Raw genomic sequence first — 12268 nt, 5'->3', positions numbered from 1 at the left:
ACAGCACCATTTCATGCCTAGGCAAACCGGCACTTCGATCAAGCCGCAGGAATGACCGGCAGCAGAACGAACGACGGGTGCTCGGGCCCGGTATGCAGGGTGACCGTGCCGCCAAACACCGCCGCGGGTCGGTCCACGGCATCGTTGTGCGTCATGCCGCCCGTGCCCTTGGTGGCGTAGTGGAAGGTCTTGGCGAATTCGCTCAGCTCTCCGCCGTACTCGTAGTCCTTGCCCCGTACCGCTAGCGAGAGGCGCCAGCCCGCGGGCAACACGATGCAGGTCGGCAGGATCTCGATCTGCAATTCGTGGACCTCGCCCGGCACGAGCGGCTCCTTCACGTCGTGGCTGTGCACCGGTTGCCAGGGTTTGCTGCGTGCCGCATCCAGGCGTCGGTGCGATGCGCGCAACCAGCCTTGTGCGATGGGCGTGTTGGGGTCGAGTGCGCCTTGGAATGTCAGCTCATTGCCTTCCGGATCGAAGGCACTGACGATCAGGAACAGATCCGCATCGGCCGTGCTGGAAGAGATGTGCAGGGTCGCGGCAATCGGCCCCGTGATCTCCGTCTCCCGCTCCAGCGGCGCGGTCTTGAACAGCAGACCATCTCCCAGGGCCTCGTATTCCAGCCCGGCCGACTGCGTTGGCAAAGCCGTGCTGAGCGCTTGTGTATCGGCATGCAGGTAATGGCGGGTCCATTGCGTGCGCGAGATGGGCCAGGCGCTCTCGGCGCGCGGAACGAAGCGGCCGTCCCAGTGCCGGATGCCTAGCATCACCGGCGGCTGGCGATCCCATCCGTTGTCCTTGCCCTTGAGAAAGTGGTCGAGAAAGCGCTGCTGCAACTCCATGCCGACCTTCGCGGAGTATATTGACCAGTGCAGTTCGCCATGCACCTCGAGCCACTTCTGCGGAGAAGGCGAGTCGGTGAACGCCATGAAGTTGCCGCGCGGATGGATGCCCTGCCCGCCCCAGTTTGCGGAGGACAAGAAGGGCACGGTGATGTTGCGGGCATCGGTGGAGCGCTCCCGCCACCATGGGCCGTCCATCTCGTGCGCCAAGGCCGCGCTGAAATGGTCCAGGCGGTTGCGGGCCAACTCTTCCTGCGACAGATCGATCGGGCCGGCCACCGACACGCCGGTGTTGGGGTTCTTCTTCGCGCGTGACCCAACGCCGTATTGCACGGTGACGGCCTGCTTGGATGCCCAGAGCTTGGTGAATTCAGACAGGATGCCGCCGTGGCGGCTCAGGTCGCGGTAGACGTCCAGTAGCCCCTCCCAGGGGAGCACGGCTGCCAGGTGACTGGGGTGGCTTTGCGCCGCGCGCCAGGCCATGATGGCGTAGTACGAAATGCCCATCACCGCCACCTTCCCCGTGGACCAGGGCTGCGTGCCGGCCCACTCGATGGAATCATGTATGTCACGCTCCTCATTTGGACCGAAAGGGTCCAGCACCCCTTCCGACCAGCCGATGCCCCGCGAATCGACACGCATCACCGCATAGCCTTGGGGCACCCAGCGCTCGGGGTCCGAGACCTCCCAGTTCTGGTATTTGTTGGTGGATCCTTCGAGGATGTCGGGGTAGCCCTCGACCATCTTGTCCCACTGGATCGTGAACGACTCCTGATAGGACAGGCCCTTGCCATACATGCCGAGCGTGAGAATTACCGGGCAGGGGTCGTTGCCGATTGGACGGAAGATGTCGGCACGCAGCACCGCGCCATCGCGCGCGCGGATCGGCTGGTTCCAGGTGATGCGCATGCCATCCCGGATTTCGGTATGCACATGCAGGTCAAGCTCAGGCATCAGAAGATCTCCTTTTCAATCTATCTGTACATTTGACCATAGATAATCACATCTACTCTATCGGGTTAACACCGATATTCTTGTTGATCAACTGTACAGCAATAATTGCATTCTTTTCAAAGGAGACCAACCATGAAAATTTTCCGCTACGCCTGGACGCTTATTTCCTCGACCGTCTTGGCGTTGGGCGCCGCGCATGCCGCCATACCCTATGAAACGGAAACCTCTCCCGTAAAGATCGTCGTGCCCTTTGCCGCGGGCACGGGAGCTGACGTTATTGCCCGCGCCATCGCGCAGGAGCTGGGAACTTTGCTGAAGCGGCCGGTCATCATCGACAACCGGGCCGGCGCAGGTGGCAACATCGGCACCGAATTCGCCGCCAAGTCGCCACCCGATGGGCGGACCCTGCTGCTGACGGTGAACAACACAATCGTCGTCAACCCGCTGCTCTACCGCAAGCTCGGCTTCAACGCATTGAAGGACCTGCAACCGCTGACGCTGATCTCCACCGGTGGGTATGTGGTGGTCGTAAGGCCCGAACAGGGCATGCGCACGACGGCCGATCTGGTGCGTAGGGGCAAGGCGGAAGACTTGCGCTACGGCTCCTACGGCGTCGGTTCCATGTCGCAGATCTGCACCGAGATGTTCCAGGCCGGCATGGGCACCAAAATGCGCCACGTGCCCTACAAGGCCACGACATTGAATGACCTGCTGGCGGGTGAGATCGAATTGAGCTTCGAGCCCTTCGGCGGGGTCCGCGGCTTTATCCAATCCGGCAAGTTGGCCCCCCTGGCCGTCACCACCCCCTACCGGCTGGCGAGCCTGCCCGACGTTCCCACCCTGAGCGAAACCATGCCCGGCTATGACTGCCGCAGCTGGGTCGGCATGTTCTTGCCCGTCGGCACCCCGGTCGACATTCAAAACTTGCTGCAGCAGAAGCTTGCGGCCATCATTTCCGCGCCTGAGTTCACCAAGGTCATCGATCCCCAGGGCCACCGGGTGGACGTGCGCGGACCGGCGGAATTTGGTCAGATGATCCAGGCCGACTACGCCAAGTGGCAGCAGGTAATCAAGCCGTTGAACATTCAGCTCGATTGAAACCACCACAGCAGACCCGCCTCTACCATGAGCATCTACGAGCAGGGACTTGGCCAAAACCGGGCCAACTTCGTGGCGCTGTCGCCCGCCAGCTTTGTCGAGCGCAGTGCCGAAGTCTTTCGCGACATGCCTGCCGTCATCCATGGGAGCCGCCGCTACAGCTGGGGCCAGTGCAGGGATCGTTCGGCGCGGCTGGGTTCGGCCCTTCGTGCCCTCGGTGTCGGCCGCGGCGAGACCGTGAGTGTCATGCTGACCAACACCCCCGAAATGATCGAGGCGCACTATGCGGTGCCGGGCATCAACGCGGTTCTCAACACGTTGAACACCCGCCTGGATGCGGCACTGCTGGCCTGGCAACTGCATCACTGCGAAGCCAAGGTGCTGATCACCGATGCCGAGTTTTCCCCGGTGATGCGACGCGCTCTCCAGCAACTGAGACAAGAGTACGGGGCCGCCCCTATCGTCATCGATGTGTGCGACACCGAATTCGCCGGGCCTCACGAGCCGCTCGGGGAGCACGAATACGAGGCGCTGCTGGCATCGACGCAGCCCTTGCCCAGGCTGGATGGCCCCACGTCCGAATGGGACGCGATCGCCGTCAGCTACACATCGGGCACAACCGGCGATCCCAAGGGCGTTGTCACCCACCATCGAGGCGCCTACCTTAATGCCGTCTGCAATGTCGCTGTCTGGAGCCTGCCGCACTTCGCCAGGTACCTGTGGACCTTGCCGATGTTCCACTGCAACGGCTGGTGCTTTCCATGGACCCTTGCGCTTATGGGTGGCGTTCACATCTGCCTGCGCAAGGTGGACGCCCCGGCCGTATTTGCCGCCATGCGCGAGCATCGGGCGGACCACTACAGCGCGGCCCCCATCGTCCACAGCATGCTGTTGGACGCCTCTTCGGAGCAGCGGCAAGGCATTGAGCACAAGGTGCGCGGCATGGTTGCGGGCTCGGCGCCACCGGCGTCAATGATCGAAGGCCTAGCCCAGCTCGGCTTCGATCTGGTTCACGTGTATGGCCTGACCGAGGTCTACGGGCCCGCCGCCGTGGCGCAGCGGACACCCGAATGGGCTGCCGCGACGCCCGACCAGCAGGTTCGCCTCAACGGCCGCCAGGGCGTGCGCTATCCGCTGCAGGAGGGCATGACAGTGCGCGACCCGGCCACGATGCTGGAGGTTCCCGCGGATGGGCAGACCATCGGTGAGATTATGTTCCGCGGCAACATCGTGATGAAGGGCTACCTGAAGAACGATAAGGCGACGCAGGAGGCATTTGCCGGCGGCTGGTTCCACACCGGCGACCTCGCGGTGTTGGAGCCGGACCGCTACGCCAAAATCCGCGATCGCAGCAAGGACGTGATCATCTCGGGCGGCGAGAACATCAGCTCGATCGAGGTGGAGGATGCTCTGTACCGCCACCCCGCCGTGATGGCCTGTGCCGTGGTCGCGAAGCCCGATGCCAAATGGGGCGAGACGCCGGTGGCCTACGTCGAGTTGAAGCCCGGCGCCGAAGCCACGGCCGACGCGCTGATTGGCCATTGCCGGCAACTGATGGCCGGCTACAAGGTCCCACGCGAGATCCGGTTCGAGGACATTCCCAAGACCTCGACCGGCAAGATTCAGAAGTTCCAGCTGCGCGAGCGCACGAATTCTTAACAAGCAACAGTGGTCGACCGCGCAGGATCTGCGCTGTGAGAACAAGGCCGGTTGGCTATCTGAAGCAGCGCGCCTTCATAGCTTGCAGGACAGTGCAGTTTGCGCGCATCGCCTTGAACAAAAGTGAAATTCGGTGTGCCTCCTAGACCATCAACTCCAGCGACGCGGCCGCGAAGCCGTGCGGTCAAGGACATCTCGAAAGCGCTGCATTCAACGATCTAGTGGGAACGTCGGCCAACGTTAGCGACATCAACGTCGCCGGAGCGCTGCTGCACGGCGAGGAGCATGCGGCCTTCGGCGACTCGGGCTATCGGGGGGTGCACAAGCGAGCGGGAGCTGCAGGGCCGACCTGGCATGTGGCGATGCGCCCGGGCAAGCGCCAGGCTGCTCAACCCGTTCATCGAGCCGGAGTTCGTAGCCGAGCGTGTCGAGAAGATGAAGGCCAGCGTCCGAGCCAAGGTCGAGCACCCATTCCGGGTCATCAAGCAGCAGTTCGGGTTCACGAAGGTGCGCTATCGCGGCTTGGCGAAGAACACGGCGCAGATCGTCACGCTGTTCGCGCTGTCGAACCTGTGGATGACGCGGGCGCAAGCTGATGGAGGTCAGGGGATGAGTGCGTCTGCGAGGCCCGAAACAGGTTTGCAAGGCGGCCATGGCGGCTGCCCCACGCAGCAAACCGTTGCTGACCTTGCTCGATCGAGCCATCTGGTGGCAGCGACATCACCTTGTTCATTCAGCCGTGATTGCAGAACGTGTTCTGCAGATGGTATGGGCGCCTCCCTCCTGGTGCAGCTTCCGCCCGGCCCTGGGTAGTGCCAGAGTGGCGACCTCGTCGTCATCATCGAACTGGCGGACCATCATGGAACGTACCGTTATCGCCGTCGACATCGCCAAAAAGGTGTTTCAGCTGCACTGGGTCGATATGGAGACCGGGTGCATCGAGCGCTTGCAGCTCAAGCGTGCAAGGCTTCTCGAATGGTTTGCTAACCGCACCGCCGCGCTTGTCGTGATGGAAGCTTGCGGCGGGGCGCACGACTGGGCCCGTGCCTTATTCGAGTTTGGCCACGTGGTGCGACTGATTTCGCCCAGGAAGGTGCGCCCGTTCGTGCAGCGCAACAAGACCGATGCAGCGGACGCTCAGGCGATCTGGACGGCGAGTCAGCAGCCCGGCATGCGCTTTGTGCCAGCCAAGACAAAGGCCCAGCAGATTGTGTTGTCCTTGCACCGACTGCGCGCGCGACTCATGAAGACCCGCATCATGCAGACCAACGAGCTTCGTGGACTGCTCTATGAGTTTGGCATCGTGCTGCCGGAAGGCCGCGTCGCGTTGCTTGGGGCCTTGCCCGACGCGATGTCCGACGCGAGGGTCCGACTGCCGCCCATGCTCGTAGACAGCCTGGACGAGCAGGTCAGGCGAATCCAGCAAGTGCAGGCCGACATCGACATCATAGAACGCAGGCTCTCTCAGCAAATGCGAGATATACCCGCCTGCAAGGCTGTCGCCCAGATCCCCGGCTTTGGGCTCCTTACCGCTACTGCCGTAGTCGCCAGCATGGGGACGCCGACTGCGTTCAAAGATGCGCGAGAGTTTGCCGCGTGGGTCGGATTGTTCCCCCGACAGACCGGCACAGGTGGACGGGTCCAGCAGCTCGACATCAGCAAGCGGGGCGATGCATAACTGCGAACGCTCCTCATGCGTGGCGCTCGAGCTGTCGTGATCAGATCGAAGGATGGCTCGACATGGCCATGGCTCGCAGCTCTGTTGCAGCGCCGACCATATAGCGTGGCCGTCGCCGCCGTCGCGAACAAGTTGGCGCGAACGATCTGGGCTGTCCTGGCCCGCGGACAAGCCTGGCGGCCCGAGGCGTGGCAAGCAGCGCGCTGACGAGTTCTTGGAAACAGCCCGCGTTTGAAGGAGAGCAAGCGACCACGCGCGTGATGGGACAGACAAGGTCGGACCGGGACGGGGACACTCCGATAGGGATCCAGAGAGAAGAGCTCGATCTGCAGATGGGAACCTCGTCAGCGAAAACCATCACGGCCAGCAGGCATATCAGCCTGCATAACAGGCCGGATATAAGACTGCAGCCCGCCTCCTGCTTCTTCACACACACGAGTTACTTGCGATCCGGGAGGCGCCCATTTAAGACCATCCCTAGCGAAATGCCAATGCGGCGCTGGCACGCCGGGCGAGCTGTGCGCTGCTCTAGGCCGATGGCGAACCACGCGTGGACAAAGATGGCAATCTCATCGCTGTTCACGCTTTGCGACGGGGCCGCGAGCAGCGATCGGTGCTCACGGACCACCTCCAAGCACGACACTGAAGTAAGAGGCGAGCCAAGACCAGTCTGCGCCTTGTGCCCTCCCAGGCAATGACGATGAGCTCTCTGAGCGTCTGCGAGCAGATCACACGCCACGGAAGGAGCTCGATCACAGGCACTACGACCGATCGGATCAGTCGTTATCTTGTGGGCCTGCGGATGTCTCGAGCATTGGAGGCTCTACAGACGACCCTGTCGGTTGATGTGCCAGGAAGTGATGTAAGTCTCGATCTTTCGCTGAGCGGCAAGAGCGTAGGGGGGAGCCCGAAGCGCTTACACGCAACAGCCGTACTGTTCGGGGTGGTGATCGTGGAGTTCGGATAAGTTTGAGGTGCGACCCACAAAGCTTTTCCTTGAAGGAAATCGCTATGACTAACGCCACTATGGCATTGACTGAGCTTGCCGAGACGGGAGCCGACATCGACGTGCTGCGCCAGATGGTGCAGTTCATGGCCCCGCGCCTGATGAAGCTGGATTTCGAGGGCCGCTGCGGCGCGGCTTATGAAGAGAAGAACTCCGCTGAACGGCTCAACAGCCGAGACGGCTACCGCGACCGTACCTAGGATCGCCGTCGCAGCGATGATTGCGCGTGAAGATCACTGCCATACCACGCAGTTCGGCGTACTCTTCCGCGACCTGCTGCCGGGCTCGATGGTAGAGGTAGGAGCTTCCTGCTAGGCCAAGGGCTTCGAGCGGTTCTCGCAAGGGGCACCGTTGTCGTATGAAAACATGAACTACTTCCAAAGGTAGTCCAAGTTTTCCGCCGCACCCCCGTTGGCCCAGTTTCAGGGCGGCGCCAACACGGCCGGACGCCGGCTTGTCGGCTACTCTGTGAAATCGACAGAATGCGCTCGTGCAGCATGTGCCACAACAAGCGCCAGATAGCCACGCGCGAAGTCGTAGACGGCTCCAGCCAGAACTAAAAACTTGTGCATCATGAGGGGTCTCTCGCAGTTACTTGCTGACGATGGACTCCCAGGAAGGGCACTTGAGCTGGTCAGGGCCTACGTCGTAGGTATTCACGTTGGTCGATTCAATGACGGCGGCTGGAAATGCCACCTCAGAAGGGACAGGCAGCTTGCGCAATTCCCGTACGGCGGCCATCACACCGAAACATCCTTGTAGGAACGACTTGTAGTCGCCAGTTGCCGCAAGCTTGCCTGCCTTGATGGCCTCGATGGCTTCTTTGGTTCCGTTGATGCCGACGACCACCGATTTGCGCTTCGCCGCCTCGAGCGCCTCAATCACTCCGGTCGCCATTGCGTCGTTGACCGCGAACACACCGTCGATTTTCTGGTGCGTCTGCAGCAGGTTCTCCATGACCTGCAAGGCCTGCAGGCGCTGGTTGTTCGCCGGCTGCGAAGCGAGCACCTTCACCTCCGGAAACTCTTCCAGCGCCTTGCGGAAGCCACGCAGGCGGTTGGTGCTGCTGAGTGCAGCCTTCACGCCTTCGATGACCACCACGTTGCCCTTGCCGCCCAACGACTTCAGCAAGTAGCGGGCGGTCTCGACCCCCAGCGTGAAGTCATCGGCGCCAACGAAGGAAACGATGCGTCCGCTTTCGATGCGGTCCGTGACGTTGACCACCGGGATGCCCGCGGCGTTCAACTTCGTGATGGCCGGCACCATGGCCTTGTTATCGACGGGAATGAAAACTACCGCGTCCGGCTTCCTGACGATCACGTCCTCGACCTGGCTGAGCTGCTCCGGAATACTGTCTGGCTTGGTCGGGATGTAGTGCTGGACCTTCACGTTCAGCTGGGCTGCCGCCGAATCAGCGCCCAGGCGAACGTACTGGAAGAATGGATTCGTCTGGTTCTTGGTGAACACGGCGATGCGCTCGTTGTTCGCCATCCCGGTGACCGGTACAAGTGCCGCAACCAGCAGAGTTGCCGCTGTCGAAATTTTCTTTGCGTTCATGGAGCGATGTCTCCTATGGTTGAAATGGAAGGGGCCGTCAGCGCGCGTTGCCACGTCGCCCGATGACGTCGGCAACGACTGCGAGAAGTAGTACGACGCCAGTGACCAAGGGTTGCCAGTTGGCGTTGACGGCTAGCAGGTTCATGCCGTTGAGCACCAAGGTCAGGATGAGCGCGCCCACCGCTGTGCCTGCGAGCGTGCCCGCGCCTCCGAAGAGGGAAGCCCCGCCCAGCAAGACGGCCGCGATGGCTGGGAGCGTCAAGCCTTCGCCGATGTCACCCTCTGCAGAGTTGAGGCGTGCCAAGAAGACCAACGCAGCCAGGCCCGCCATGAGCCCGCTGACCGTGTAGACCAGGAACAGCCGCTTGCGCACCGGTACTCCGGACAATCGAGCCACCTCTGCGCTGCTGCCCATCAGGTAGATTTCCTGGCCGCGCGTGGTACGCATCGTCAGGTAGCTCCCTGCAACCAAGGCGACCGAGGCAATCAGAACCGGGATGGGCAGCCCGAGAAGGTAGCCGCTTCCCAACGCGCGGAACTCCGGCGGAAAGCCATGGATGCTCTCGCCCGCCATGTACGCGTAGGTTACGCCGTGTGCCGCCCAGAGCATCCCGTAGGTCGCGATGAACGGAGGCAGGCGGAACACCGTTATGAGCGTGGCGTTGAGCAGTCCGACCACCGTGCCGCACGCCATCGCCGCGAGCACGCCCATCGTGATGGAGCCCGAGGTCTGGATGACTACGCCCGCGACGCAGGCCGACAGTCCAACGTTCGCGCCCACGGAGAGGTCCAATCCGCCGGTCAGAATCACCAGCGTCAAGCCTGAGGCGAGGAGGAACAGCAGGCTGGCCTGGCGCAGAACGTTGAGCGCGTTGCCCGTCGTAGCAAAGCTCTCGCTGACCAGCGCCAAAGCGATGCACAGCAGAAGGACCACCAGGAGCCGCGACGACAAGGCACTCAACTTGAACGAGTGCACAGTGCCAGTGGAATCGGTGGGTAGCACGGTGAGGCTGGCCTTCATTTCGTTCCCTTCAGGTTGTCGAGCAGCAGCGACGCAATCACGAGCAGGCCGATGCAGGAGACCTGGACTGCAGAAGAAACGTTGAGCAGGTTCAGGCCGTTGCGCAAGACGCCCACAGCGACAACGCCAATCAGCGTGCCGAACAACCGCCCCTTGCCGTGTTCGAACGAAGTCCCCCCTACGATGACCGCCGCAATCGCATCGAACTCGAGTCCGAGCGCGGCACTGGGGTGGCCTGCGCTCATCCTGGCCGTCATCACCAAGGCTGCAAAGCCCGCTGCTGCTCCTGAGAGCGCGTAGATGCCGATGTGGTACAGCCGCAGGTTCACACTTGCGAACCGGAGCGCCTCGGGGTTCCCGCCTATCGCGCTGGCGTAGAAGCCTAGCCGCGTTCGGTGCATCAGCACATGGAAGACGGCGTAGAACGCCAGCGCAATCCATATCGTCGGCGTCAGCCCGGCGACCGGCTCGAACAAGAAGGCCAGGCTCTCGCTCGTGATGATGCTGTCGCCATCGGTCGCGACGAGCGCGAGGCCCTGCGCGATGCCCATCGCCCCAAGCGTCACGATGAACGGCGGCAGCCCCAACACGGACACGAGCGCGCCGTTGGCCAGTCCGAACGCCAAGCCCACCCCCATCGCGGCACCGACGGCCAGCATCGGAGAGCCACTGGCCACCAGCACCATGGCCAGAACGACCCCGGCCAGGCTTAGAACCGCGCCGAGCGACATGTCGATGCCCTCGGTCATGATGACCAAGGTGGTGGGCAGCGCGAGCAGCAGCAGGACGACCGACTGCTGCGCGATGTTGTTGACGTTGCCGGCGGTCAGGAAGTTCGGCGCCAACAGCGAGAACGCCAGCAGCAGCACGAGCAGGACCCAGGCCACACCAGGCATGGCGCCGAACGAGCGGACGGCGGCGCCGCGATGGGCGATTGCGATGGCACTCATTGGACGGCCTCCATCGCGCCGGCTCCGATGGCCAAGCGCATGACGCTCTGTTCGTTCAGCTCCGCGCGCGTCAGATGGCCAGCGACGCGGCGCTCGCGCATGACGTAGGCACGGTCGCAGACGTGGACGATTTCGGGCAGCTCCGAACTAATCATCAGCACGCCTTTGCCCGCAGCCACCAGTTGGTCGAGCAAGGCGAAGATCTCGGACTTCGCGCCGACATCGACGCCACGCGTTGGCTCGTCGAAGATGAACAGCTTGGCATCCGCCTGCAGCCACTTTCCGATGACGACCTTCTGCTGGTTTCCACCGGAGAGCAGCTTGACGATTTGCTCGGGCGAGGGCGTGGCGATGCGCAGGCGGCCGATGAGTTGCTGCGCAATCTCACGTGCGAGGTTCGGACGATAGATGCCCGAAGGGAAGGTCTTGCCCAGGCTCGCAACGTTGAGGTTGTCCGAGACGCTGCGTGCAAGCGCGACGCCCTGGGTCTTGCGACTTTCCGGTATCAGGGCCACACCCGCTGAGCGCGCCTGCTCCGGTCCACCAAAAAGCAGGCGGCCGTTCAGCTGAATGGTCCCGCTCAGTACACGGTCTGCGCCGAAGATAGCCCGCGCAACCTCCGTGCGGCCCGAACCGGCCAGGCCAGCCAAGCCCACGATTTCGCCGGCCCTGACCTCCAGCGAAACGTCGGCCACGCCGTTCGCCGCAGCCAGGCGCTCGACCTTTAGCAACACGGCGCCCGGTTGGTTCGCGAAGTTGCGTGGATAGGTCATGTCGACAGTGCGGCCGACCATCATCTGCACCAGCATGTCTGGCGTCGCCTCGCCGCGGAGCACCGACGACACCCGGCTGCCATCACGCAGCACGGTGACGCGGTCTCCAAGCTCGAACACCTCCGCCATGCGATGCGAGATGTAGATGATGGCGACGCCCGCGGCGCGCAGCTGGCGAATCAGTGCGAACAAGCGAGCCGTCTCGCGCTCGGACAGTGCGGCTGTTGGCTCGTCCATGACCAGCACGCGGGCCTTCTGCGATGTGGCCTTGGCAATCTCGACCATCTGCTGCTGCGCCAGGCTCAAGGTATGGACGGGTGCGTCGGGGTCGAGGTCAAGCTCCAATTCCCGCAGCACCTCCGCCGCTTCACGCCGCATCCTGGACGTGTCGACCACGCCAGGAAACCATCCGGCAGGCTCGCGCCCCAGGAAGATGTTCTGCGCGATGCTCAGGTACGGCACGAGCGAGAACTCCTGGAAGATGACCGCCACGCCGAACGACCGGACCGCCGAGGCCGACTGCAGGTCGATGGCTCTGCCGCGCTCCAGGATTTGTCCCTTGTCCGCGCGGTACGCGCCGCACAAAACCTTCATGAGGGTCGACTTGCCGGCGCCGTTCTCGCCGAGCAACATGTGGACCTCCCCGGGATAGATTTCCAGCGAAACGTCCTTGAGCGCTTGGACACCAGGGAAGGACTTCCCGATGCTCTTGAGCTCCAGCATCGGAGCT

Annotated in this window: 7 protein-coding genes and 3 pseudogenes; 5 read left to right on the top strand and 5 right to left on the bottom strand. The window is 62.8% G+C overall.

All coding sequences use genetic code 11. The features are described from left to right. Positions 1 to 38: 38 nt before the first annotated feature. Positions 39 to 1796: a CocE/NonD family hydrolase gene (locus tag FFI97_RS04190; protein ID WP_221937662.1), complete on the bottom strand. Its 1758-nt coding sequence runs from the start codon at positions 1794 to 1796 to the stop codon at positions 39 to 41. 132 nt (positions 1797 to 1928) lie between these two features. Between FFI97_RS04190 and FFI97_RS04185 the strand changes: the two genes are divergently transcribed. The 5 genes and pseudogenes from FFI97_RS04185 to FFI97_RS04165 form a co-directional block, all read left to right on the top strand. Continuing rightward, positions 1929 to 2894 (top strand): Bug family tripartite tricarboxylate transporter substrate binding protein, encoded by a 966-nt coding sequence (locus FFI97_RS04185; RefSeq protein WP_139702062.1) that lies wholly within the window; start codon positions 1929 to 1931, stop codon positions 2892 to 2894. A 27-nt stretch (positions 2895 to 2921) separates the two neighbouring features. Continuing rightward, positions 2922 to 4553, top strand: a complete 1632-nt coding sequence (locus tag FFI97_RS04180) for an acyl-CoA synthetase (RefSeq protein ID WP_139702063.1) — start codon at positions 2922 to 2924, stop codon at positions 4551 to 4553. A gap of 221 nt (positions 4554 to 4774) precedes the next feature. Then, positions 4775 to 5366 (top strand): annotated as a pseudogene (locus tag FFI97_RS34390) (transposase). A gap of 46 nt (positions 5367 to 5412) precedes the next feature. Further along, positions 5413 to 6438: pseudogene (locus FFI97_RS04170) on the top strand (IS110 family transposase). Between the two features lie 804 nt (positions 6439 to 7242). Beyond that, positions 7243 to 7431, top strand: a pseudogene (locus FFI97_RS04165) (IS256 family transposase); the annotation flags it as partial. A 397-nt stretch (positions 7432 to 7828) separates the two neighbouring features. Here FFI97_RS04165 and FFI97_RS04160 read toward each other — a convergent pair. Genes FFI97_RS04160 through FFI97_RS04145 form a run of 4 tightly spaced genes read right to left on the bottom strand, consistent with a single transcriptional unit; the run spans position 7829 to position 12261 of the window. Next, the gene (locus FFI97_RS04160; RefSeq protein ID WP_139702065.1) at positions 7829 to 8794 is read right to left on the bottom strand and encodes a sugar ABC transporter substrate-binding protein; all 966 of its coding nucleotides are present in this window, start codon (positions 8792 to 8794) and stop codon (positions 7829 to 7831) included. A gap of 37 nt (positions 8795 to 8831) precedes the next feature. Next, the gene (locus FFI97_RS04155; RefSeq protein ID WP_139702066.1) at positions 8832 to 9815 is read right to left on the bottom strand and encodes an ABC transporter permease; all 984 of its coding nucleotides are present in this window, start codon (positions 9813 to 9815) and stop codon (positions 8832 to 8834) included. After that, entirely contained in the window at positions 9812 to 10765 is a 954-nt protein-coding gene (locus FFI97_RS04150; RefSeq protein ID WP_139702067.1) for an ABC transporter permease, read from the bottom strand. Before FFI97_RS04150 ends, FFI97_RS04155 begins: the two co-directional genes overlap by 4 nt. Further along, positions 10762 to 12261 (bottom strand): sugar ABC transporter ATP-binding protein, encoded by a 1500-nt coding sequence (locus tag FFI97_RS04145; RefSeq protein ID WP_260684895.1) that lies wholly within the window; start codon positions 12259 to 12261, stop codon positions 10762 to 10764. The genes FFI97_RS04150 and FFI97_RS04145 overlap by 4 nt, the downstream gene beginning before the upstream one ends. Positions 12262 to 12268 lie beyond the last annotated feature (7 nt).

Origin of the sequence: Variovorax sp. KBS0712, assembly GCF_006323185.2 — a bacterium.
GTDB lineage: Bacteria > Pseudomonadota > Gammaproteobacteria > Burkholderiales > Burkholderiaceae_C > Variovorax > Variovorax boronicumulans.
Note: the sequence above shows the minus strand (reverse complement) of the source record. Positions and strands in the feature narration are given on the sequence as shown.